We start from the raw sequence: 21,485 nt of genomic DNA, 5'->3' as shown, positions 1-21,485 counted from the left end.
CCGCCGGCCCCGCCCCGAAACGGGTGGCGGGCCGGCGGGGGCCGTTTCGCGTGCGGGATCCGCTAGCGGGAGGGCCGCAGGGTCGCCGCGAGGTGGGAGGCCGCCGACGCGAGGTGGGTGCGGGCCTCGGCGAGCTGGGCCGGGCTGACCCCGTGGTCGCGGGCCGCGTCGCGGACGTCGTCGCGGAAGCGGTCCAGCAGCCGGTCGAGGTCACGGGCCGAATCACCGGTCGCGGTCATGTCCCGCGCCCAGTCCGTGCCGTCGGCGGGGGCGGAGGCGGCCGAAGGGGCCGGGCCCTGCGAAGCGGCCGGGGCGGTCGGGGCGGTCGGGGCGGTCGGGGCGGTCGGCGTCGCAGAGGTGCCCGCCATGGAACCGCCGAGCCAGGCTCCCGCCAGATTGCTCAGGACGCCGCCCGACTTCACGAACTGCTCCTGCAGCTGGCCGGCGATGCGCTGGACCTCCTCGCGGGCACGTTCCTGCGCCTCCTTGGCCTGGCGGCGGGCGGTCTGCGCCTCCTCGCGGGCCCGGCGGCTCTCGTCCTTCGCCCGGCGCGCCTGCTCCTTCCACTCCGCCTTGGCCTTGCGGAGCTCCTCCTTGGCCGCCTTCCAGGACTCGTCCTCCACCCGCGTGGCCGAGGCGTCGGCCGCGGCCCGCAGCTCGCGCCGCAGCTCGCCCGCCGCGCCGCTCACGTCCGCGCGGATCTCGGCGGCCAGTTCGGAGACGGAGTCGCGGATCTCCAGCTCCAGGTCGGCCAGTTCGCCGCCGCGGTCGGCCAGTTCGGCGCGGCCCGCCTCGGTGATCGAGTACACCTTGCGCCCGCCTTCGGTCGCATGCGTGACCAGGCCCTCGGACTCCAGCTTGGCCAAGCGCGGGTACACCGTGCCCGCGGAGGGCGCGTACAGCCCCTGGAAGCGCTCCTCCAGCAGCCGGATCACCTCGTACCCGTGGCGCGGAGCCTCGTCGAGCAGCTTGAGGAGGTAGAGGCGGAGGCGGCCGTGGGCGAAGACGGGCGGCATGTCAGAGCACCTTCTTGTCGAGCGCGAGGGGAGCGGCCGGGGGCTGCGCGGCCGGGCGGCGCAGCAGGGCGATGGAGCCGGAGACGGTCGTGGCCCGCAGGGTGCCGGTGCCGGCGCCCAGGGTGCCGGTGATCCGCTTGGAGCCCAGCTGGCCGGAGACGCGCAGGTCCTCGAAGGCGTTGGAGACGCCCCCGGTGGCGGTGTTCGCCTCGACCCGGGCGTCGGCCGGGTGCGGGAGGCGGATGGCGACCTGCCCGGAGACGGAGTTGAGGAAGATGTCGACCGGGTGCGGCTCCGGCCGGTCGTCCTGGGCCAGGTCGATGAGCATGTCGCCGCTGACGGAGTCCGCCCGTACGGTGCCGCCCGCGCCGTCGACGATGGTCAGCCCGCCCGATACGGAGTGGAAGCCGAGCTCGCCGGTGACGGACTGGGCCTCGACGCTGCCGGAGACGGTGTGCGCCTTGACCCTGCCGGACAGGCCGACGAGCGTGGCGTCGCCGGAGACGCCCTGGATGTCGGTGCCGCCGTCGACGCCGGAGACGAAGGCGGTGGCGCTGAAGGTGGCCAGCTGCACGTGGGTGGCGGCGGGGACCGTCAGGGTGACGGTCGCGCTGCGCTCCCACGCCTTGCGGCCGGAGTCGGAGGTGGACCAGGCCTTCCACGGCTTGCCCTCGAACCACTTCTTGAAGCCCTGGGAACCGTTCCAGGGGAGGTCTTCGTAGGAAACGGTGAGGGTGCCGCCCTCCTGGACCACGAACAGGGGCGGTCCGTCGACCCCGGCCACCTCGAGGCGGGCCGGCCCCTCGTCGGCGGCGACGACATTGACCGTGCCCCCGACCACGCGGACGCGGACCTCGCTCACCGGCTCCTCGAAGGTGAGCTTCTGCGGTTCGGCGACCGACCACGTCTTCTGCGCTGCCTCTGCCATGGTGCTGCTCCTCCTCGGCGTACGTGCTCGGACCGGATCCGCCGAGTCCTGGACCGCCGATGCGACCGATGATGCGACCGACGACCTGAGACCGACTGACGACGCACGCAACATATCGCGTCTTCTGGCTAACACGATATATCGCGGTTGGGGGAAGTCAAGGGCGTGGGGAAAGTGCCGAAATCATCGCTTTGAGGGGATGCGGTCGCACCGGGGGCATGCCGGTCGCCCCGGACCCGCGCGGGGCGGAGCCCGCCGGGTCCCGGGGAGGCGCCGCGGACGGCGGCGAGGGGTTCGTGGCGACGTGCCCGTGGGAGGAGGTCCGGCGGTCGGACCGCGCTCCGGCAGGCTCCTGACGGCCCGCGGCGGAGGGCGGGCGGGCGGACCGGTTCGGCCCCGCCGCCGGGTCCGTGGCGGCCCGCGGCCTACGCGGAAGGCGGGGGCCGCCCGACGCCCGGCCGGACCCGGCCGGCGGGGAACACCCCGGCCGGCCCGGCCGGCCCGGCGGAGCCTTCGACGGCCGGGGCGCAGGCCGGACGCGGTCCGGGCCGGGCCGGTCCTACGCCGCCAGCAGCGGGCTCGCGTGCCGGTGCAGCCAGGCCCGGTACGGCGGGGTCCGCAGGGCGGCTTCACGGTAGGCCGCGCGGAGGTCCTCGAACACCTCCGCATGGGCCCCCGGGCGGGTCGCGAGGAGGAGGCGGACGGCGAGCGGATCCCCCGAGAGCGGCCTGATCGCCATGTCCTCGCGCGGCCCGGAGGTGGGCTGGCAGGGGGCGACGGCCTCGCCGGAGATGATCAGCGAGGTGGCGGTGTGGTAGTCGGCGTGCAAGAGGGGCGGGTCGAGACCGGCGCACGCGAAGACCCGGCGCAGGCCGGCCCACTCGCCGTCCACCGAGGGGTCCACGGTCCAGCGGTCGGCGGCCAGGTCCCGCAGCTCCACCACGGGCCGGGCCGCGGCCGGATGGTCCCGGGCCATGGACACGAACTGCGGCTCGCGCTCCATCAGCACCCGCAGCTCCAGGCCGGCCGGGACCCGTAGCGGACTGCCCTCCACCTCGTGCACGAACGCCACGTCGAGCTGTCCCGACGCGGCCATCCGCAGCAGCGCGTTGGCCGAGACGTCCACCACGAGGTCCGTCTCCGTGTCGGGCATCCGCCGGTGCAGGCGCCGCAGCCAGCCCGGCAGGGCGCGGCTGGCCGTCGAGCCGATCCGCAGCCGCGGTCCGTGGGACTGCGCCCGCGCCTCGGCGACGAGGGCGGCCATCTCGGCGAGGAGGGGCCGCGCCCGCCCGAGTACGGTGCGCCCGAAGGGAGTCGGCCGGCAGCCGGTGCGCTCGCGCAGGAACAGCTCCCCTTCCAGGGCGCGTTCGATGCGGCGCAGCTGGGTCGTCAGCGAGGGCTGGCTCACGCCGAGTTGCCGGGCGGCCTTGTGCAGGCTGCCGGCGTCGGCGATGGCGCACAGGGCGCGCAGGTGCCTGACCTCAAGCTCCATGCCCCCGAGGGTAGGCCGCGCCGAGCTCACCGCACCAGCCACCGGGGTGCCCCCGAATCCCGCCAATCTCAGGGGAGTTGGCCTGTCGCAAACTCCCCGATAGGGCGGCGTTATCGGGGACTGACATCATCCGCCGGCCGCTCCCGCTCCCGCAGACTCCGGATCCGAACGACCACCCACCCCCCCACACCGGATGAGCAGGAGTCCCCCACATGCGTCACTCCCGCAAGACCACCCTGTCCGCGGTCGGCCTCGGCGTCGCCGCCGTCCTCGGCGCCGTCGTCCCGGCGGCCGGAGCCTCCGCCGCCCCCGCCGCGGGCAGCCCGAGCTCGTACGCCGCGTACGAGCGCTCCCAGGAGAACCAGGCCGCGAACCGCGCCTTCTTCGAGGCCGTCCAGCGCTCGGTGGCCGAGCAGCGCGCCGCGAACCCGGGCCTGGCGGCCGTGACCGTCACCTACAACACGCGCAACGCGCCGAGCTTCCGCAGCCAGATATCCCGTTCCACACAGATCTGGAACAGCTCGGTGGCCAACGTCAAGCTGCAGGAGGTCTCCTCGGGCGGGAACTTCTCCTACCGCGAGGGCAACGACTCGCGGGGCTCCTACGCGAGCACGGACGGCCACGGCCGGGGCTACATCTTCCTCGACTACCGGCAGAACCAGCAGTACAACTCCACCCGGGTGACCGCGCACGAGACCGGCCACGTGCTCGGCCTGCCGGACCACTACTCGGGCCCGTGCAGCGAGCTGATGTCGGGCGGCGGCCCCGGCACGTCCTGCCAGAACGCCACGCCGAACTCGGCGGAGCGTTCGCGCGTCAACCAGCTCTGGGCCAACGGCCTCGTCGCGTCGGGTCTGGACGCGAAGGGCTGACCTAGACCTCCGGTGGTGCGAACCGTGTGCAGTCCGGGTTCCTGCAGGGGGCCGGGCTCCATTCCGGTACGTAGATCCCGAGGGATTTGCGGCGCCTGACCACCGTCTCGACGGGGTTGCCGCAGGCCGGACACGTCTGCTGGTCGTGTCCGGCCCGCGGGGCGATCGTGCCGCTCTCACGCTGGTGCTGCTCCTCGCCTGCCATACCTCCACGGTAGGCCGCTTCGGCCCGAAACGGGCGGAAGCGGCCTACCGGCCGTAGAGGCCCGGCGCACCCGAGGTGTCAGCGCTTGACCGCGTACGAGGTGATGACCTGGCCGCCGCCGAGGACCGTGGCGCCGGTCAGCTCCAGCGGGCGGACCCCGAAGCCGGCCCGCGACATCGGCATGCCGGTGCCCGCGAGGACGGGATAGGTCTTGACCACGTACTCGTCGATCTCGTCGATCAGCTGGGTGGCCAGGTCCGCCCCGCCGCACAGCCAGATGCCGAGCCCGTCACGGGCCTTCAGCTCGCGCACGCGGGCGGCGATGTCGCCGCTGAGGAGCGTGACGCCCGGGTCGGGGGCGGTGGTGAGGGAGCGCGAGATCACGTACTGCTCGCGCAGGTGCCCGTAGGGGCTGACCTCGCCCGCCTTGAGGCCCGGCTCGTAGGTGCCCCTGCCCATGAGGACCGCGTCGAAGCGCTTCGAGGGGGCGTCGGCGATGCCGAGCTGGACGCGCCCCTGGGCGGAGATCGTCTCGGGGTACTCCGCCTTCAAGTGGTCGATGAACTCGCGGTCCAGGTATCCGTAGAAGAACTCGCCGTCTCCGTCGGGGGCTCCGATGAACCCGTCGACCGTGGTGGCGATGAAGTACGTGAGCTTGCGCAAGCGATTCTCTTCCGTTCGACAGTGCACCCCCATCAGGGCACGTCGGTTAAAGTACTTCAACTGAAGTGGTATGGCAAGGGTTTACTGCGGCTTGCGCCACATCGGCCACATCAGCGGCCCGTCCGGCAGCCGCACCGCCGTACCCGTGAACTCCCACCCGAGCCGCTCGTACAGCCCCTTGCTGCGCTCGCTGCTCGCCTCCAGGTACGCCGGCAGCCCCTCGCGGTCGCACCGCTCCAGCACCGGCCGGATCAACTGCGTGCCCAGCCCCTCCCCCTGCCGGTCGGGGGCGACCGCGATCATCAGCAGGTACTCGTGCTCCTCGGCGGTCGGGTGCACCTCGCCCGTCAGCCGGCCGACGAGCTCGCACCGCTCGTTGTCCGGGTCGGCCGCCGCGCGCATCTTCGCCGGGACCTCGTCCTCGCCCTCCGGCTCGCCGGCCGGGATCCGCAGCCACAGCGCCGCCGCCGAACCGTCCGCCGCGTAGTCGATCCGACCCTCGGCCAGCGCCACGTCGACGAAGACCCCGAGGAACGTGCCGTGCACCGAGGCCCGGTGCTCCGGGTCCGGGAACACCCAGCCGCTCACCGGGTCGTCGCGGAACGCCTCGTCCAGCAGCCGCGCCACCGCGTCCCGGTCCGACTGATCCGCCCGACGTATCTCCAGCATTCCTGGCCACACCCTTCGCTCACCGGTCAACCACCGCAAGTGATCCTAGAGTTGGCCGCGGAACGACCGAAAGCCCTGTTCCGGCACCATGAGGTGCCGGAACAGGGCTTGCGTCCGCCGAGTGCCTCACGCGCTCACTGCGCGCCGGGCCACCCGCTCACTTGGTCCGCCGCGTCACGAACTCCGCCAGCGCCAGCAGTCCGCCCGCCGCACCGAGGTCGGCGACGGCCCGCGACAACTGCTGCACCGCCCGCCCCATCCGGTCGGCGGCGTGGGCCTGCGCCCAGTCCCGCCCGCCGGCCCGCTCCACGGCGTCGGCCGCCCGGGACACGTCGTCCCCGGCCATGGGGCCCGCGTACAGCTCGGCCAGCTCCCGCCCCGCCGCGGTGCCCGAGGTGAGGGCGGCCACGACCGGCAGGGACTTCTTGCGGGCGAGCAGATCGGCTCCGGCGGGCTTCCCGGTGTGCCCGGGGTCCCCCCAGATGCCGATCAGGTCGTCGATGAGCTGGAAGGCCAGGCCGGCCTCCCGCCCGAAGGCGTCCATGGCGTCGACCTCGTCCGGGCCGGCCCCCGCGTACAGCGCGCCGAGCGCGCACGCGCAGCCCAGCAGGGCCCCGGTCTTGGCCGTCGCCATGGTCAGGCACTCGTCGAGCGAGACGTGCGGCCGCTGCTCGAAGGCGCAGTCCGCCTGCTGGCCCGCGCACAGCTCGATGACGCAGGCCGCGAGCCGGGCCGAGGCCGCCGCCGAGGCGGGGTGCGGGTCCTCGGCGAGCAGTCGCAGGGCGAGCGCCAGCATGGCGTCGCCCGTGATGATCGCGTCCGGGGTCCCGAAGACCGTCCAGGCGGTGGCCCGGCCGCGTCTGCGGGCGTCCCGGTCGATGACGTCGTCGTGCAGCAGCGTGAAGTTGTGCGCCAGCTCGACGGCGACCGCGGCCCGTACCGCGCCCCCCGTACCGCCGCCCGCGCCCAGGGCCTGGGCGGCGGCGAGGACCAGGGCGGGCCGGATGGCCTTGCCGGCGCTGCCCGCGGCCGGCGTTCCGTCCTCGTGCTCCCATCCGAAGTGGTACATCGCGACGCGCCGCATCGAGCCGGGCAGGCTCTCGACGGTCCGGCGCAGTTCCGGGTTGACCGTTTCCCTTGTCCGTTCGAGCAGGGCGGCGGCTTCCTGCCCTTCGCCGGTGGTGATCGCCTCAGTGGTCGACATGGCGCGTCCGTCCCGTCCTGTCCCGGTGATCTGGTGCCGGCCTCAGCGCCAGCGGGCGATCTCGACGTTCTCCAGGACGCCGAGGGCGTCGGGCACGAGCACCGCGGCCGAGAAGTAGGCGGTGACCAGGTAGGAGATGATCGCCTGCTCGCTGATCCCCATGAACCGCACCGAGGTGCTCGGCTCGATCTCGTCCGGGATCCCCGGCTGGTGCAGGCCGATGACACCCGACTCGTCCTCGCCGGTGCGCATGCACAGGATGGACGTCGTGCGGGCGTCGCTGATCGGGATCTTGTTGGAGGGGAACATCGGGACCCCGCGCCAGGACGGAACCCGGTGCCCGCCGATCTCGACCGACTCCGGGTACAGCCCGCGCCTGTTGCACTCGCGGCCGAAGGCGGCGATGGCCTTGGGGTGCGCCAGGAAGAACTTGGAGCCGCGCCGCATGCTGAGCAGCTGGTCCATGTCGTCCGGGCTGGGCGCGCCGTCGTGGGGCTGGATGCGCTGGTCGTAGTCGGCGTTGTGCAGGAGGCCGAAGTCGCGGTTGTTGAGCATCTCGTGCTCCTGGCGCTCGCGCAGCGCCTCGACCGTGAGCCGCAACTGCTGCTCGGTCTGGTTCATCGGCTGGTTGTACAGGTCGGCGACGCGGGTGTGGACCCGCAGGACCGTTTGTGCAATGGAGAGTTCGTACTCGCGCGGGCGGGCGTCGTAGTCCACGAAGGTGCCGGGCAGCACGGCCTCGCCCTGGTGGCCGGCGGAGAGGTCGATGGCGGCTTCGCCGTACTTGTTGGTGTGCTGCTCGGGCAGGTCCCGTACGGAGTCCACGTGCGCCCGCAGCGAGTCGACCCGGTCGGCGAGGATCTGGAAGTCCTGGCGCGTCAGGACGAGCGCGGTGCCGGCGGTGGCGGCGCGGGCGGTGTACTCCCAGATGGCCTCCTCGTCGACGAGGGCGTCCTCGCCGAAGTAGGCACCGTCGGCGACGGTCCGCAGGACGGCGTCGTCACCGTAGGGGCCGGTGCCGATCTGGTCGACGCGGCCGTGGGCGAGCAGGAACACCTTGTCGGAGGGGCTGCCGAAGGAGGTGAGCTCCTGGCCCGCCTCGAAGTCGATCTGGTGGCAGCGCGCGGCCAGTTCGGTCAGGACGTCGAGGTCGTCGTACGCGCGCAGGAGCGGGAGCTCGCCGAGCTCCGCGGGGATCACCTGCACCTGCGTGCCGGTCTTGATGAATTCCACGCGTCCGTCGCCGACCGAGTAGCTCAGCCGCCGGTTGACCCGGTACGTGCCGCCCTGCACGGACACCCAGGGGAGCATCTTCAGGAGCCACCGCGAGGTGATCTCCTGCATCTGCGGCGCGGACTTGGTCGTGGTTGCCAAGTTCCGCGCGGCCGATGTGCCCAGACTGCGCTGCGGTGCCTGGGTCTCGGATTCGGAACCTGCCTGGACCGACATGTATTTCCCTTTCGATCACTCCATTGATCTGCGGGACGGAAGCCTTCCAGTACGAACCGTGATCGGACCATTACACAAAAGGGTGGGACTACTCCGTCCGAGGATGGGCATCGGGCTCCGGACCCTCCTCGGAGCCCCCTGGACCCCATGGGTTTCAGCCACCCCCGGTGCGCGGCCCCTTTGAATTTGCACGCGAGATGCAAGTTTTCTACGGTGGACCCATGCGGCTGACCCGATTCACCGACCTGGCGCTGCGCGTACTGATGCGCCTGGCCGTCGAGCAGACGGACCTCCCCACGACGCGCTCGGTGGCGGCGACCATGGAGGTCCCGTACACCCACACCGCCAAAGCGGTCGCCAAGCTGCAGCATCTCGGCCTGGTCGAAGCCCGTCGCGGGCGCGGCGGCGGGCTCGCCCTGACCTCCGCCGGGCGTGCGGCGTCCGTGGGCTTCGTGATCCGCGAGCTGGAGGGCGCCGGCGACGTCGTGGACTGCGACGGCGCCGCCCCCTGCCCGCTGCGCGGCGCCTGCGTGCTGCGCGGAGCGCTGCGCCGGGCCCAGGAGGCCTTTTTCGCCTCGCTGGACCCGCTGACGGTGAACGACCTGGTCGCGGCGCCGACCGGCCCGCTCCTGCTGGGCATTTCGGGCAGATCGCCGGGGGCCGGCGGGTCCTGACGGCAGGCCTGCCCGCGGGTCCGGATGGCCGGTTCGCGCCGACCGGACGGCCCGCCCCACCCGGACCTCACCGCACCTCGAACAGAAGTCCGCACCACGCGAGACGCCTGTACATCCGTTTCCACAAATACGCATCTCACATACCAATTCACGACCCACCCCGAGGAGTCCACCCGATGCTTTCCGAGAAGTCGACCGCGACCGTACGAGCCACACTCCCCGCCGTCGGCGCGGCGATCGGCGACATCACGGAGCTCTTCTACGAGAAGCTCTTCGCGGCCCACCCCGAGCTGCTCCGCGACCTCTTCAACCGCGGCAACCAGAACTCCGGCCTCCAGAAGCAGGCCCTCGCCGGCTCCATCGCCGCCTTCGCGACCCGCCTCGTCGAGCACCCGGACACCCGACCCGACGTGATGCTGGGCCGCATAGCCCACAAGCACGCCTCGCTCGGCGTCACCCGCGAGCAGTACCCGGTGGTCCACGAGCACCTCTTCGAGGCCATCGCCGAGATCCTCGGCGATGCCGTCACCCCGGAGGTGGCCGAGGCCTGGGACGAGGTCTACTGGCTGATGGCGAACGCCCTCGCCACCATCGAGGAGCGCCTCTACGCCGGCCGGCGGATCGCCGCCGGCGACGTGTGGCGCACCTGGACGGTCGCCGCCCGCGTCGAGGAGACCGCGGACTGCACGACCTTCCACCTCACCCCGGCCGACGGCGCGCCCGCGCCCGGCTTCACGCCCGGCCAGTACGTCTCCGTCCAGGTCGAACTCCCCGACGGCGCTCGCCAGATCCGCCAGTACAGCCTGTCCAGCGCCCCCGGATCACCGGTCCGCTCGATCACCGTCAAGCGGGTGCACGGCCCGGCCGCCGCCGGCCCCGACGGCGAGGTCTCCCACCACTTGCACACCGAGGTCCGCACCGGGGACACCCTGCGCGTCTCCGCCCCCTACGGCGACCTCGTGCTCCAGGACACGGCCGCGCCGGTGGTCCTCGCCTCGGCCGGCATCGGCTGCACCCCGATGCTGTCGATGCTGGAGCACCTCGCCGACGTGGCGCACGCGGCCCCGGTGACCGTCCTGCACGCCGACCGCTCCCCCGCCGACCACGCCCTGCGCGCGGACCACCGGGCGCTGACCCACAAGCTCCCGGACGCCGAGGCGCACTTCTGGTACGAGGCCGGGGCGGAGCCGGGCGACCGCGAGGGCCGGCTCGACCTGGGCGACGTGCCCGTCGCCCCGGGCACCAAGGCGTACCTGTGCGGGCCGCTCCCCTTCATGCGGGCGGCGCGCGAGCAGCTGATCGCCAAGGGCGTGGCGCCGGCGGACATCAACTACGAGGTGTTCGGCCCCGACCTGTGGCTCGCCTCCGCGTAACGCGCGCCGTGCCACGCGCCCTTGCGGCGGATTGACTGCCTCCACTACACCGGTGTGTGACGATCCCCTCACGCACAGTCAAGGAGGCGGCCATGTCCGCACCCCTGTCCGCCGACCGGTTCATCAGCGTCCTGCGGGCCGAGGGCCTCACCGTCGTCCAAGTCGGCCAGTGGCGCACCCACAACCGCAACCACAAGGGCCCCTGGGGCCCTGTGCACGGGGTGGTGCTCCACCACACCGTCACGCACGGGACGGCGTACACCGTCCGCCTCTGCCGGGACGGCGACCAGGCCCTCCCCGGCCCGCTCTGCCACGGCGTGATCACCAAGGACGGCCGGGTCCACCTCGTGGGTTACGGCCGCGCCAACCACGCCGGCGCGGGCGACTCCGACGTCCTGGCGGCGGTGATCGCGGAGAAGCGCCTCCCCCCGGACCGCCAGGCCGACACCGACGGCAACCGGCACTTCTACGGCTTCGAATGCGAGAACCTCGGCGACGGCGAGGACCCCTGGCCGCCGGCCCAGATCGAAGCGATGGCCCGCGCGTCGGCCGCCCTGTGCCGCGCCCACGGCTGGTCGGCCCGCTCCGTCATCGGCCACCTCGAATGGCAGCCGGGCAAGATCGACCCGAAGGGCTTCACCATGTCCTCGATGCGCGACCGCATCGAGGAACGCCTGAAATGACCCCCGCCGGGGCCCGCGGGCACGGCGGGAGGGGCGCGGCACACAATGGGGGCGTGAAGCGTCCAGTCGAGCCCGACCCGATCCTGCGGCCCCGTCCGGCCTCTGCGCTGCAGGAGGCGCGCGACGAGCGGTTCGAGCGGCACGGGGTGCGGCTGCTCCTCAAGCGGGACGACCTGGTCCATCCGGAGCTGCCCGGCAACAAGTGGCGCAAGCTCGCACCGAATCTGCGGGCCGCCGTCGCGGACGGCCGTACCGCTCTCGTGACCTTCGGCGGGGCCTACTCCAACCACCTGCGGGCCACCGCCGCCGCGGGCCGGCTGCTGGGGCTGGAGACGGTCGGGATCGTACGGGGCGACGAGCTCGCCGGGCTCCCGCTGAACGACTCGCTGGCCCGGTGCGCGGCGGACGGCATGCGGCTGCACTTCGTGACGCGCTCCGCCTACCGGGACAAGGCCGGGCTGCCGGCGCGGGCGGGTGCGGGGGACGCCTTCGTCATCCCCGAGGGCGGCAGCAACGCGCTCGCGGTACGGGGCTGCGCCGAGCTGGGGCACGAACTGCGGGGGACGTGCGACGTGGTCGCGCTGGCCTGCGGTACCGGCGGGACGCTGGCCGGGCTCGCGGCGGGGCTCGCCGCGGGCCAGCGCGCGGTGGGCGTCCCCGTGGTCGGGGGCGGCTTCCTGGAAGCGGAGATACGTTCGCTCCAGGCGGCGGCCTTCGGCGGCCCGGCGGGCGACTGGTCACTGGCCGACGGCTTCGCGCACGGCGGCTACGCCCGTGTCCCGGACGCCCTGGAGGCCTTCGCCGCGGACTTCGAGTCCCGTCACGGCCTGCCGGTCGAGCGGATCTACGTGGCGAAGCTCCTCTGGGCCCTGCTCGCCCTGACCCGCGCCGGCGCCTTCCCCCGGGGCACCACGCTGACGGCGGTCGTCACGGGCCGCCCGTAACCCACCCGTCGGCGGCCACCCGGGGGCCGGCCGCTACCCGGACTCCTCCCGGTAGGCCGCCGCTTCCTCCAGGTCCAGGCGGCGCAACAGGACCCGGAGCATCTCGTCGTCGATGCGGCGCGCGTCCCGCAGGGACACGAAGACCTCCCGCTCCGCCGCGATCATCTCGCCGGCGAGCCGGCGGTACACGTCGTCCGCCGACTCGCCGGTCACCGCGTTGACCTCCCCCAGCCGCTCCCAGACCGCGTTGCGCCTGCGCTCCAGTACCGTCCGCAGCCGGTCCGCCAGCGGCGGCGGGAGCGCGTTCGCCGGTGAGGCCAGCAGCTCCGTCAGTCGCTCGTCCGCCGCCCGCGAGGCCTCGCTCTGGGCCTGGGCCTCCGCAAGGGTCTCGGCGTGCACGTCCCGGGCGGGCAGGCGCAGCAGGCGGATCAGCGGCGGGAGCGTCAGGCCCTGGACGACCAGCGTGCCGATGACCGTCGTGAACGTCAGGAACAGGATCAGGTTGCGGTGCGGCACGCCCATCGGCACGGAGAAGGCGATCGCCAGCGAGACCACGCCGCGCATCCCGGCCCATCCGACGACGACCGGCCCCTTCCAGTTCGTCCCGGGCTCCCGCTCCCGGATCCGCCGCGAGAGGCGCCGGGGCAGGAACGTCGCCGGGAAGACCCATGCGAAGCGGGCCGCCACCACGACCGCGAAGACCGCCAGCGCATAGCCGGCCGCGGCGAGGCCCTCGTACTCGCCCAGCCCCTTCAGCACCACGGGCAGCTGGAGTCCGATGAGCGCGAAGACCACCGACTCCAGTACGAAAGCGACCATCTTCCACACCGCCTCCTCCTGGAGCCGGGTCGCGAAGTCGACCTGCCAGTTCCGGTGCCCCAGGTACAGCGCGACCACCACGACCGCCAGGACGCCCGAGGCGTGCACCCGCTCGGCGGCCGCGTAGGCCACGAAGGGGATCAGCAGCGACAGCGTGTTCTGCAGGAGGGGCTCGCGCAGCCGCTTGCGCAGTACGTGGATCGGCACCATCAGCAGCAGGCCCATCCCCACGCCGCCCACCGAGGCCAGCAGGAACTCCGCGATCCCGCCCGCCCAGCCGGCGCTCGCGCCGACCGCCGCCGCCACCGCGACGTTGTACGCGGTGATCGCGGTGGCGTCGTTGACCAGGGACTCGCCCTGCAGGATGGTCGTGATCCGGTTCGGCAGGCCGAGCTTGCGCGCGATGGCCGTCGCCGCGACCGCGTCGGGCGGGGCGACGACCGCGCCCAGCACCAGCGCCACCGGCAGCGGCAGCCCTGGTACGAGCAGGTAGGCCGCGTATCCGACGACGAGCGTCGCGAAGAGCACATAGCCCACCGAGAGCAGCGCCACGGGCCGCATGTTCGCCCGCAGGTCGAGGTACGAGCTGTCCATCGCGGCCGTGTACAGCAGCGGCGGGAGCAGCAGGGGCAGCACGATGTGCGGGTCGAGCGCGTACGGGGGCACGCCCGGCACATAGGCCGCGACGAGCCCGGCGGCGACCAGCAGCAGCGGGGCCGGCACCGGGGTGCGGCGGGCGAGGCCCGCGACGATCGCACAGCCGGCGACCAGCGCCACCAGCGGCAATACTTCCATCGAAGATCACCCTCGTCCGATTCGAATCGCCCTCGCGCGCCCGCGCCTCAGTACGCTGGCCATCATGAGCGAGTGCACCCACGTTCCCGAACTGCCGCGCCCCGAGCCCATCCCGCTTGCCCAGACCTGCCCCGAATGTCTGGCGCTCGGCAGCCATCCCGTGCAGCTGCGGATGTGCCTGGGGTGCGGGCACGTCGCCTGCTGCGATTCCTCCCCCCACCGGCACGCCACGGCGCACCACCGGGAGACCGGCCATCCGGTGATGCGCAGCTTCGAACCGGGCGAGACCTGGCGATGGTGTTTTGTCGACGGTTCGATCGTCTGAAGCGGGGTAGGTCAATCCTCCGCCGGTTCCCCTGATTTGAGCCGCGCAGACCCCTAGCCACTGTGCGTACCGATGGGCTTACCATCGGTCACTGGGCGCAGGCAAGGCCGCTCGGCCAGCTATGTTCGACGGGGCCTCGCACTCTCGAGCGGGGGGCCGCGACACGATCGCCCGGATCGCGATAGCGTCACCGGCGAACAGAGCTCGTACCACCTTGGAGGTGAGGGTGTCCCAGATCGCAGGCGAGCCCGGGACCCAGGACTTCGTGGAAGTCCGGCTGCCCGCTGCGGGTGCCTACCTGTCTGTGCTGCGGACGGCCACGGCCGGCCTCGCGGCACGTTTGGACTTCACCCTCGACGAGATCGAGGACCTCCGCATCGCGGTGGACGAGGCCTGCGCGATCCTGCTCCAGCAGGCCGTGCCGGGCTCCGTCCTCAGCTGCGTCTTCCGGCTGGTGGACGATTCGCTGGAGGTGACCGTCTCCGCCCCGACCACTGACGGCCGGGCCCCGGAGCGGGACACGTTCGCGTGGACGGTCCTCTCGGCGCTGGCCGGGAAGGTCGAGGCCACGGTCGAGGAGAACAAGACGGTGAGCATCAGCCTCTACAAACAGCGCGGCGCGGGACCAGGCCCGGCGTGAGCGGCGGGGAGGTCCCGGTGTGGGGCGGGGATCGGCCCCGGGTACGGCACGAGGTCGACGGCGGAATTCCGGAGCAGCAGCACGCCCGGCCGCACCCGGCTGACACGGATGCGGAAGACGGCTTTTTGGACTCGGCGGAGCGACGGGCGGGCCCTGTGAGCGAGAACCAGCACGACCAACCACTGCCGGTCCAGCCACCGGGGGCCGCTGCCACGGCCCCGCCGGCCCCGGCCCCGGACACACCGGGGGCCCCCGCGGCCCCGGTGTTCACCGCGCCGGCGCCACTGCCGGATCCGCGCGACCGCAGTGGCGCGCGGGCCCTGTTCATCGAGCTGCGGGCGCTGCCCGACGGCTCGCCGGAGAAGGCCGAGCTGCGCAACCGTCTCGTACGGATGCACCTGCCGCTGGTCGAGCACCTGGCGCGGCGCTTCCGCAACCGTGGCGAGCCGCTGGACGACCTGACGCAGGTCGCCACCATCGGCCTGATCAAGTCGGTGGACCGGTTCGACCCGGACCGCGGGGTCGAGTTCTCCACGTACGCCACGCCCACGGTGGTCGGCGAGATCAAGCGCCACTTCCGCGACAAGGGCTGGGCGGTACGGGTCCCCCGGCGTCTGCAGGAGCTACGGCTCTCGCTGACCACGGCGACGGCGGAACTGTCCCAGCAGCACGGCCGCTCCCCCACGGTGCACGAGCTGGCCGAGCGGCTGGGGATCTCCGAGGAGGAGGTGCTGGAGGGACTGGAATCGGCCAATGCCTACAGCACGCTCTCCCTGGACGTCCCGGACACCGACGACGAGTCGCCGGCGGTCGCGGACACCCTGGGCTCGGAGGACGAGGCGCTGGAGGGGGTCGAGTACCGCGAGTCCCTCAAGCCGCTGCTGGAGGGACTGCCGCCGCGGGAGAAGCGGATCCTGCTGCTGCGGTTCTTCGGCAACATGACCCAGTCGCAGATCGCGCAGGAGGTGGGCATCTCGCAGATGCACGTCTCGCGGCTGCTGGCCCGCACCCTGGCCCAGCTCCGCGAGAAGCTCCTGGTCGAGGAGTAGGCCCGGGAGGGGTCAGGCCGGAGACGGCCTAGCGGGCCTCTTCCCCGGAGTCGAAGCCCAGCGCCTCGGTGGCCGTCGGATTCAGCAGGAGTCCCACGACGGCCACCGCGGCCACGGCGAGGGCCGCGGCGGCGGCGGCCACCGCGCCGCCGGAGCTCCACAGCGTCCAGGCCACCGGCAGGGCGAGCAGCTGGGTGATCAGGGTCGGGCCGCGGCTCCAGCGGCGGCCCAGGCGCAGGCCGTGCGCCGCGACCAGCGGCAGTGCGGCCATCAGGAGCAGGGTGATCCCGCCCGTCTCGGCCTGCCGCGGGGAGTCGGCGTCGCCGGCGATGCCGACGTACAGCAAGTAGACGCCGAGGCCGGCCAGGGCCAGTCCCTCCAGCGCGGTGAGCGCGGCGGCCGCGATGAGCCGGCGGGGCGGCGCGGTGGGTGTGGCGGGCGGGGTGGGGCTGGGCTTCGTACTCACCCCAGCAGGGTAGCCGCGGGCCGCGCGACGCCGGAGGGGACGGCCAGTATGGGCCGCCTGTGAACGGGTCGGTAGGCTGACGCCCATGCGTGCACTTCTCGTGGCCAACCCAGCAGCGACGACCACCAGTGCGCGCACGCGCGACGTCCTGACCCATGCCCTGGCCAGCGAGATGAAGCTGGAGGCCGTCACCACCGAGTACCGCGGCCACGCCCGGGACCTGGGGCGCAGGGCGGCCGAGACCGGTGTCGACCTGGTGGTGGCGCTGGGCGGTGACGGCACCGTCAACGAAGTGGTCAACGGGCTGCTGCACGAGGGACCCGACCCGGAGCGGCTCCCGGGCCTCGCCGTGGTCCCCGGCGGTTCCACCAATGTGTTCGCCCGCGCGCTCGGCCTGCCCAACGACGCGGTCGAGGCGACCGGCGCCCTGCTGGACGCGCTGCGGGAGCAGCGCGAGCGGACGGTGGGCCTGGGGCTGGCGGCAGGTACCCCGGGGACCGAGGACGAGTCGGTGCCGGCGCGCTGGTTCACCTTCTGCGCGGGCTTCGGCTTCGACGCGGGCGTGGTGGGCCGGGTCGAACAGCAGCGCGAACGGGGTAAGCGTTCGACGCACGCCCTGTATGTACGACAGCTGATGCGCCAGTTCTGGGAAGAGCCCAACCGGAGGCACGGTACGGTCACGCTGGAGCGCCCCGGCGCGGATCCGGTGACGAACCTGGTGCTGTCGATAGTGTGCAACACCTCACCGTGGACGTACCTGGGCAATCGCCCGCTTTACGCCTCACCGGAGGCGTCGTTCGATACCGCACTTGACGTATTGGCGCTCGACCGTTTGTCAACTCCGGCGGTCGCGCGCTACGCGACACAGCTCCTGACCTCGACTCCTGAGCGCGGCCCGCACGGCAAGCATGCGGTGTCTCTGCACGATCTGACGGACTTCACCTTGCATTCGAAGGTTCCGCTTCCGTTCCAGATGGACGGAGACCACCTCGGCCTGCGCACCAGCGTTCGGTTCACAGGCGTACGTCGTGCACTGCGTGTGATTGTGTGAGCGGAAGGGCCTTAAGGCCTTTCACTCGAACGTTTACACGCCGGTCCACCCCCACGAAGTAGGGCTGTGACCTAGTAGACACCGACGAATCAAAAAAAACTTTCCGGAAGGGGTTGTATCCCCGTCCGAGGTTTGCGAATCTCTACATGGCGATCGGGACAGCCCGCAGAACCCGGCACCCACACAGACCGCCAGAACCCCTCCACGAATCTCCGGCCTCCCAGGGCGAGCTTTTGACCAAACTGGGTGGTCTCCCTTCCCTCGCGAAGGGATTCGTGAAAGCGTTCACATTCACAAGCAACCCTGCCCGCAATACAAGGAGATGGAGCAGCCATGGACTGGCGTCACAACGCCGTTTGCCGCGAGGAAGACCCGGAACTCTTCTTCCCCATCGGCAACACCGGTCCTGCGCTGCTGCAGATCGAGGAAGCCAAGGCCGTCTGCCGCCGTTGCCCCGTCATGGAGCAGTGCCTGCAGTGGGCGCTCGAGTCCGGTCAGGACTCCGGTGTCTGGGGCGGTCTCAGCGAGGACGAGCGCCGCGCGATGAAGCGCCGCGCCGCTCGCAATCGGGCGCGCAACGCCACCGCCTGACATCGACTTTCGAGCCTCGAGCCGCAGCGCGTAGTACCCCTTCAAGCGCTCAGCAACGTGCTCTCGAACCCCGTACCGACAACCATTCGGTACGGGGTTCAGTGCTGTCCGGAGCCCCGTACGTCACGGTGAGTGACCGGGAGGACGCTCCTTCCCGGCCCTGCCCGTGCCTACTTCTGCGGGCTCGCCGGCAGGTCCAGGACCACCTTGGTGCCGCGCGGCTCGACGGGAACCATGTCGAAGGTGCCGCCGAGCTCGCCCTCCACGAGGGTCCGTACGATCTGCAGCCCGAGATTGCCGGCCTTCTGGGGGTCGAAGCCCTCGGGCAGGCCGCATCCGTCGTCGACCACCGAGATCACCAGCCGGGCCTCGGCGCGGCCGGCGCCCGAGCGGGACGCGGACACCTCCACGGTGCCGCCCTCCCCCTGGGTGAAGGCGTGCTCCAGGGCGTTCTGGAGGATCTCCGTCAGCACCATCGACAGCGGCGTGGCGACCTCCGCGTCCAGGATTCCGAAGCGGCCGGTGCGCCGGCAGTCGACCTTGCCCGGGGAGATCTCGGCGACCATGGCGATCACCCGGTCGGCGATCTCGTCGAACTCGACCCGCTCGTCCAGGTTCTGAGAGAGCGTCTCGTGCACGATCGCGATCGAACCGACCCGGCGGACCGCCTCGTTCAGCGCTTCGCGGCCCTGCGGCGAATCCATCCGGCGGGCCTGTAGGCGCAAGAGCGCGGCCACGGTCTGGAGGTTGTTCTTCACCCGGTGGTGGATTTCCCGGATGGTCGCGTCCTTCGTGATCAATTCACGTTCGCGACGCCGCAGTTCCGTGACGTCGCGGCACAGGACGAGGGAGCCGATCCGGGTGCCCTTGGGCTTGAGCGGGATCGCGCGCAGCTGGATGACCCCGGTGCTGCCCTCGGCCTCGGTCTCCCGCGGTGCCCAGCCGCTGGCGAGTTTGACCAGCGCCTCGTCCACCGGGCCGCGGGACGGCGCGAGTTCGGAGGTGATGTTGCCCAGGTGCTGGCCGACCAGGTCGGAGGCGAGGCCGAGCCGGTGGTAAGCGGAGAGCGCGTTCGGGGAGGCGTAGGTCACCACGCCCTCGGCGTCGAGCCTGATCAGGCCGTCGCCGACGCGCGGCGAGGCGTCCATGTCGACCTGCTGCCCGGGGAAGGGGAAGGATCCCGCGGCGATCATCTGGGCCAGGTCGGAGGCGGACTGGAGGTAGGTGAGCTCCAGCCGGCTGGGTGTACGCACAGTGAGCAGGTTGGTGTTGCGTGCGATCACACCGAGGACCCGGCCCTCGCGGCGCACGGGGATCGACTCGACGCGGACCGGTACTTCCTCGCGCCACTCCGGGTCCCCCTCGCGCACGATGCGGCCCTCGTCGAGCGCGGCGTCGAGCAGCGGGCGGCGGCCGCGCGGGACCAGGTGGCCGACCATGTCGTCCTGGTACGAGGTGGGGCCGGTGTTCGGGCGCATCTGTGCGACGGAGACGTACCGGGTGCCGTCGAGGGTGGGCACCCACAGCACCAGGTCCGCGAAGGAGAGGTCGGAGAGCAGCTGCCATTCCGAGACCAGCAGGTGGAGCCACTCCAGCTCGGTTTCGCTGAGAGCGGTGTGCTGACGTACGAGGTCGTTCATGGAGGGCACGTGGCGAGCGTACCCCGGGTATGGGCCATGACTTTCCCCAGCGCTATGGCGCGGAGTATCCAGGAGAGCCCGGTTCCGCGTACGCTTGGAGGAAGTGACGGGATCGTGGGCCCCGTCATTGGATAGACAGAACAGATTGGTCTAGTCCACAATTGCAACCAGACCTCCGCCCTCCCCGCACAGGAGGACGGATCGAGGTAAGCCGCGCGCTCTGCCCTGACCGCGCGGACTCCTCCCACCGGCTGTCGGGCACCGCACACCCGTCGGCCGTAAGTACTCCGGGCTACGGTGCCGGGCGGGCTGAGGGTCCCGTTCGGCACCGTGGCCCAGAGGAATCCGCGCCGGATCCCGTGTCGTCCCCGGGTACCGCGCCCATCGCGCACCGCCGCTAACGGGGCCAGGCCCGCAGGGCCGTCTCCGCCACCGCCTCCAGGTCCTCCCGGCTCGCGCCGTCGCGCGACTGCTGCGACATGCCCTGGAGCACGGCCCCGCAGTAGCGTGCCAGCACCCGCGCGTCCGTACCGGCGGGCAGGACGCCCGCGGTCACGTCGGCCCGGATCCGGCGTTCGAACATCGTCAGGCTGGCCTCGCGCCGCTCGCGCAGCGCCTCGGCGACCTCGTCCGAGGTGGTGTTGACGGCCGCGCTGATCACCATGCAGCCCGGCGGGTGGGCCGGGTCCGTGTAGACACCGGCCGCTTCGCGCAGGACGCGCGCCACGGCCGCGCGGGCGGTGGGCTCCTCGGCGAGCGCGACGGCCGCGAAATCCCCGTAGCGGCCTCCGTAGACCACCACGACCTCGTCGAAGAGCTTGCGCTTGTCACCGAAGGCGGCGTAGAGGCTCGGTGCGCTGATCCCGAGCGTGGCGGTGAGGTCGGAGATCGACGTCGCCTCGTAGCCGCGCTCCCAGAAGGCGAACATCGCCTTGCCGAGGGCGGCGTCGCGGTCGAAGGAGCGGGGCCTGCCGCGCTGTCCTGTCACCATGCGACACATTCTATAGCGGTCGTTACGGTATCTGGTACCGTCCCTTTCTGTAGCGACCACTATCGAAAGGGGGGCGCGCCATGGGCGTGCTCAAGGGGAAGACGGCACTGGTCACGGGCGGCAGCCGGGGCATCGGCAGGGCCGTGTCGCAGCGGCTGGCCCGGGACGGGGCGCTGGTGGCGGTGGCCTACGGGAGCAACGAGGCGGCGGCGAAGGAGACCGTGGACTCGATCGGAGCGGCCGGCGGCCAGGCCTTCGCCGTCGGGGCGGAGCTGGGGGTCCCCGGCGACGCGCAGGCGCTCTGGGCGGCGTACGCGGCCCATCCGATGGCCACGGAGGAGGTCGACATCCTGGTGAACAACGCGGGTGCGGCCGCCTTCGCGGACATCTCCTCGACGGACGAGGAGACCTACGACCGGGCGCTCGCCCTCAACGCGAAGGCGCCGTTCTTCGTGATCAAGCACGGTCTGGGGCGGCTGCGGGACGGCGGCCGGATCGTGAACGTGACCGGCACCCCCGACATCGCCCTGCCGGCGATCCTCGCCACGGTCATGGCCAAGGGCGCGGTGAACGCGCTGACGGTCTCCCTGGCCGCCGAGCTCGCGCCGCGGAACATCACGGTGAACTCGGTGGGCCCGGGGATCACCGCGACCGATCTGAACGCGGACTGGCTGGCGGACCCGGCAGCCCGTGCGCACGCCTCCTCCCGCTCCGTCTTCCACCGCGTCGGAACTCCCGAGGAGGTGGCGGACGTGGTCGCCTTCCTCGCGTCCCCCGACTCCCGCTGGGTCACGGGCCAGCACCTCTCGGCGACGGGCGGCCTCCAGCTCGCGCTGCTGTAGCGGGCCCCGCCTCCGGCCGCCGTCCCCCCGGGGCGGCGGCCGGAACGGCTCCGCCGGCGGCCGGGTTTCCGGGAGGCCTCGGCGGCCGATCCGGACCACCATGG

23 protein-coding genes are annotated in these 21,485 nt (G+C 72.2%); 11 read left to right on the top strand and 12 right to left on the bottom strand.

Annotated elements, in window-relative coordinates:
• Nucleotides 1-62: 62 nt before the first annotated feature.
• The 3 genes from ACFWBY_RS31985 to ACFWBY_RS31975 form a co-directional block, all read right to left on the bottom strand.
• Entirely contained in the window at nt 63-1,016 is a 954-nt protein-coding gene (locus ACFWBY_RS31985) for a helix-turn-helix transcriptional regulator (protein ID WP_385341148.1), read from the bottom strand.
• 1 nt (nt 1,017) lies between these two features.
• On the bottom strand, nt 1,018-1,944 hold the full coding sequence (locus tag ACFWBY_RS31980; RefSeq protein WP_385341150.1) for a DUF4097 domain-containing protein: 927 nt from the start codon (nt 1,942-1,944) through the stop codon (nt 1,018-1,020).
• 559 nt (nt 1,945-2,503) lie between these two features.
• Nucleotides 2,504-3,436 carry a LysR family transcriptional regulator gene (locus ACFWBY_RS31975; protein ID WP_385341152.1) on the bottom strand — a complete coding sequence of 311 codons (933 nt, stop codon included), beginning with the start codon at nt 3,434-3,436 and terminating at the stop codon, nt 2,504-2,506.
• A gap of 212 nt (nt 3,437-3,648) precedes the next feature.
• Here ACFWBY_RS31975 and snpA point away from each other — a divergent pair, with 212 nt between their 5' ends.
• Nucleotides 3,649-4,308, top strand: coding sequence for a snapalysin (snpA, locus tag ACFWBY_RS31970; protein ID WP_385341154.1), 660 nt, complete (start codon nt 3,649-3,651; stop codon nt 4,306-4,308).
• 1 nt (nt 4,309) lies between these two features.
• Here the strand turns inward: snpA and ACFWBY_RS31965 are convergent, their stop codons facing one another.
• The 5 genes from ACFWBY_RS31965 to ACFWBY_RS31945 all read right to left on the bottom strand — a co-directional run bounded on the left by ACFWBY_RS31965 (nt 4,310) and on the right by ACFWBY_RS31945 (nt 8,498).
• Nucleotides 4,310-4,513, bottom strand: coding sequence for a hypothetical protein (locus ACFWBY_RS31965; RefSeq protein WP_385341155.1), 204 nt, complete (start codon nt 4,511-4,513; stop codon nt 4,310-4,312).
• 78 nt (nt 4,514-4,591) lie between these two features.
• Nucleotides 4,592-5,176, bottom strand: a complete 585-nt coding sequence (locus tag ACFWBY_RS31960; RefSeq protein WP_385341157.1) for a dihydrofolate reductase family protein — start codon at nt 5,174-5,176, stop codon at nt 4,592-4,594.
• An 81-nt stretch (nt 5,177-5,257) separates the two neighbouring features.
• Entirely contained in the window at nt 5,258-5,845 is a 588-nt protein-coding gene (locus ACFWBY_RS31955) for a GNAT family N-acetyltransferase (protein ID WP_385341159.1), read from the bottom strand.
• Nucleotides 5,846-6,002: 157 nt separating this feature from the next.
• On the bottom strand, nt 6,003-7,049 hold the full coding sequence (locus ACFWBY_RS31950) for a family 2 encapsulin nanocompartment cargo protein polyprenyl transferase (RefSeq protein WP_385341161.1): 1,047 nt from the start codon (nt 7,047-7,049) through the stop codon (nt 6,003-6,005).
• A 42-nt stretch (nt 7,050-7,091) separates the two neighbouring features.
• A complete protein-coding gene (locus ACFWBY_RS31945) occupies nt 7,092-8,498 on the bottom strand; it encodes a family 2B encapsulin nanocompartment shell protein (protein WP_385341163.1) in 1,407 nt (468 codons plus the stop codon).
• A 221-nt stretch (nt 8,499-8,719) separates the two neighbouring features.
• Between ACFWBY_RS31945 and ACFWBY_RS31940 the strand changes: the two genes are divergently transcribed.
• The 4 genes from ACFWBY_RS31940 (at nt 8,720) to ACFWBY_RS31925 (ending at nt 12,172) form a co-directional block, all read left to right on the top strand.
• The gene (locus tag ACFWBY_RS31940; RefSeq protein WP_385341165.1) at nt 8,720-9,172 is read left to right on the top strand and encodes an RrF2 family transcriptional regulator; all 453 of its coding nucleotides are present in this window, start codon (nt 8,720-8,722) and stop codon (nt 9,170-9,172) included.
• 176 nt (nt 9,173-9,348) lie between these two features.
• Complete coding sequence (locus tag ACFWBY_RS31935; RefSeq protein ID WP_385341167.1) at nt 9,349-10,545, top strand: globin domain-containing protein; 1,197 nt, start codon at nt 9,349-9,351, stop codon at nt 10,543-10,545.
• Between the two features lie 92 nt (nt 10,546-10,637).
• Entirely contained in the window at nt 10,638-11,228 is a 591-nt protein-coding gene (locus tag ACFWBY_RS31930) for an N-acetylmuramoyl-L-alanine amidase (protein ID WP_385341169.1), read from the top strand.
• A 53-nt stretch (nt 11,229-11,281) separates the two neighbouring features.
• A complete protein-coding gene (locus ACFWBY_RS31925; RefSeq protein WP_385341171.1) occupies nt 11,282-12,172 on the top strand; it encodes a 1-aminocyclopropane-1-carboxylate deaminase/D-cysteine desulfhydrase in 891 nt (296 codons plus the stop codon).
• Nucleotides 12,173-12,205: 33 nt separating this feature from the next.
• On the opposite strand, the gene ACFWBY_RS31920 is transcribed toward ACFWBY_RS31925, so the two are convergent.
• Complete coding sequence (locus ACFWBY_RS31920; protein WP_385341173.1) at nt 12,206-13,786, bottom strand: Na+/H+ antiporter; 1,581 nt, start codon at nt 13,784-13,786, stop codon at nt 12,206-12,208.
• 64 nt (nt 13,787-13,850) lie between these two features.
• Here ACFWBY_RS31920 and ACFWBY_RS31915 point away from each other — a divergent pair, with 64 nt between their 5' ends.
• The 3 genes from ACFWBY_RS31915 to ACFWBY_RS31905 all read left to right on the top strand — a co-directional run bounded on the left by ACFWBY_RS31915 (nt 13,851) and on the right by ACFWBY_RS31905 (nt 15,800).
• Nucleotides 13,851-14,111 (top strand): UBP-type zinc finger domain-containing protein, encoded by a 261-nt coding sequence (locus tag ACFWBY_RS31915; RefSeq protein WP_385341175.1) that lies wholly within the window; start codon nt 13,851-13,853, stop codon nt 14,109-14,111.
• Nucleotides 14,112-14,337: 226 nt separating this feature from the next.
• Complete coding sequence (locus ACFWBY_RS31910; RefSeq protein ID WP_214949331.1) at nt 14,338-14,751, top strand: anti-sigma regulatory factor; 414 nt, start codon at nt 14,338-14,340, stop codon at nt 14,749-14,751.
• The gene (locus ACFWBY_RS31905) at nt 14,748-15,800 is read left to right on the top strand and encodes an RNA polymerase sigma factor SigF (protein WP_385341176.1); all 1,053 of its coding nucleotides are present in this window, start codon (nt 14,748-14,750) and stop codon (nt 15,798-15,800) included. Before ACFWBY_RS31910 ends, ACFWBY_RS31905 begins: the two co-directional genes overlap by 4 nt.
• 28 nt (nt 15,801-15,828) lie before the next feature.
• Here the strand turns inward: ACFWBY_RS31905 and ACFWBY_RS31900 are convergent, their stop codons facing one another.
• A complete protein-coding gene (locus ACFWBY_RS31900) occupies nt 15,829-16,266 on the bottom strand; it encodes a hypothetical protein (protein WP_385341178.1) in 438 nt (145 codons plus the stop codon).
• 85 nt (nt 16,267-16,351) lie between these two features.
• Here ACFWBY_RS31900 and ACFWBY_RS31895 point away from each other — a divergent pair, with 85 nt between their 5' ends.
• Together ACFWBY_RS31895 and ACFWBY_RS31890 are read left to right on the top strand one after the other, a co-directional pair.
• Complete coding sequence (locus tag ACFWBY_RS31895) at nt 16,352-17,317, top strand: diacylglycerol/lipid kinase family protein (protein WP_385341180.1); 966 nt, start codon at nt 16,352-16,354, stop codon at nt 17,315-17,317.
• A gap of 333 nt (nt 17,318-17,650) precedes the next feature.
• Nucleotides 17,651-17,908 carry a WhiB family transcriptional regulator gene (locus ACFWBY_RS31890; protein WP_004937597.1) on the top strand — a complete coding sequence of 86 codons (258 nt, stop codon included), beginning with the start codon at nt 17,651-17,653 and terminating at the stop codon, nt 17,906-17,908.
• A 170-nt stretch (nt 17,909-18,078) separates the two neighbouring features.
• Here ACFWBY_RS31890 and ACFWBY_RS31885 read toward each other — a convergent pair whose 3' ends face one another.
• Together ACFWBY_RS31885 and ACFWBY_RS31880 are read right to left on the bottom strand one after the other, a co-directional pair.
• Complete coding sequence (locus ACFWBY_RS31885) at nt 18,079-19,548, bottom strand: sensor histidine kinase (protein WP_385341213.1); 1,470 nt, start codon at nt 19,546-19,548, stop codon at nt 18,079-18,081.
• 397 nt (nt 19,549-19,945) lie between these two features.
• Nucleotides 19,946-20,539 (bottom strand): TetR/AcrR family transcriptional regulator, encoded by a 594-nt coding sequence (locus ACFWBY_RS31880; protein WP_385341182.1) that lies wholly within the window; start codon nt 20,537-20,539, stop codon nt 19,946-19,948.
• A gap of 80 nt (nt 20,540-20,619) precedes the next feature.
• Between ACFWBY_RS31880 and ACFWBY_RS31875 the strand changes: the two genes are divergently transcribed.
• Nucleotides 20,620-21,381, top strand: a complete 762-nt coding sequence (locus tag ACFWBY_RS31875; RefSeq protein WP_385341183.1) for an SDR family oxidoreductase — start codon at nt 20,620-20,622, stop codon at nt 21,379-21,381.
• Nucleotides 21,382-21,485 lie beyond the last annotated feature (104 nt).

Origin of the sequence: Streptomyces sp. NPDC060049 (genome assembly GCF_042736715.1) — a bacterium.
Taxonomy (GTDB): Bacteria; Actinomycetota; Actinomycetes; order Streptomycetales; family Streptomycetaceae; genus Streptomyces.
This window is presented reverse-complemented; position numbering and strand designations above follow the sequence as displayed.

Coding starts and splice junctions, on each gene's coding strand:
- ACFWBY_RS31985 (WP_385341148.1), bottom strand. CDS start 1,016: ATGCCGCCCGTCTTCGCCCACGGCCGCCTCCGCCTCTACCTCCTCAAG.
- ACFWBY_RS31980 (WP_385341150.1), bottom strand. CDS start 1,944: ATGGCAGAGGCAGCGCAGAAGACGTGGTCGGTCGCCGAACCGCAGAAG.
- ACFWBY_RS31975 (WP_385341152.1), bottom strand. CDS start 3,436: ATGGAGCTTGAGGTCAGGCACCTGCGCGCCCTGTGCGCCATCGCCGAC.
- snpA (WP_385341154.1), top strand. CDS start 3,649: ATGCGTCACTCCCGCAAGACCACCCTGTCCGCGGTCGGCCTCGGCGTC.
- ACFWBY_RS31965 (WP_385341155.1), bottom strand. CDS start 4,513: ATGGCAGGCGAGGAGCAGCACCAGCGTGAGAGCGGCACGATCGCCCCG.
- ACFWBY_RS31955 (WP_385341159.1), bottom strand. CDS start 5,845: ATGCTGGAGATACGTCGGGCGGATCAGTCGGACCGGGACGCGGTGGCG.
- ACFWBY_RS31950 (WP_385341161.1), bottom strand. CDS start 7,049: ATGTCGACCACTGAGGCGATCACCACCGGCGAAGGGCAGGAAGCCGCC.
- ACFWBY_RS31945 (WP_385341163.1), bottom strand. CDS start 8,498: ATGTCGGTCCAGGCAGGTTCCGAATCCGAGACCCAGGCACCGCAGCGC.
- ACFWBY_RS31940 (WP_385341165.1), top strand. CDS start 8,720: ATGCGGCTGACCCGATTCACCGACCTGGCGCTGCGCGTACTGATGCGC.
- ACFWBY_RS31935 (WP_385341167.1), top strand. CDS start 9,349: ATGCTTTCCGAGAAGTCGACCGCGACCGTACGAGCCACACTCCCCGCC.
- ACFWBY_RS31930 (WP_385341169.1), top strand. CDS start 10,638: ATGTCCGCACCCCTGTCCGCCGACCGGTTCATCAGCGTCCTGCGGGCC.
- ACFWBY_RS31920 (WP_385341173.1), bottom strand. CDS start 13,786: ATGGAAGTATTGCCGCTGGTGGCGCTGGTCGCCGGCTGTGCGATCGTC.
- ACFWBY_RS31915 (WP_385341175.1), top strand. CDS start 13,851: ATGAGCGAGTGCACCCACGTTCCCGAACTGCCGCGCCCCGAGCCCATC.
- ACFWBY_RS31895 (WP_385341180.1), top strand. CDS start 16,352: ATGCGTGCACTTCTCGTGGCCAACCCAGCAGCGACGACCACCAGTGCG.
- ACFWBY_RS31890 (WP_004937597.1), top strand. CDS start 17,651: ATGGACTGGCGTCACAACGCCGTTTGCCGCGAGGAAGACCCGGAACTC.
- ACFWBY_RS31885 (WP_385341213.1), bottom strand. CDS start 19,548: ATGAACGACCTCGTACGTCAGCACACCGCTCTCAGCGAAACCGAGCTG.
- ACFWBY_RS31880 (WP_385341182.1), bottom strand. CDS start 20,539: ATGGTGACAGGACAGCGCGGCAGGCCCCGCTCCTTCGACCGCGACGCC.
- ACFWBY_RS31875 (WP_385341183.1), top strand. CDS start 20,620: ATGGGCGTGCTCAAGGGGAAGACGGCACTGGTCACGGGCGGCAGCCGG.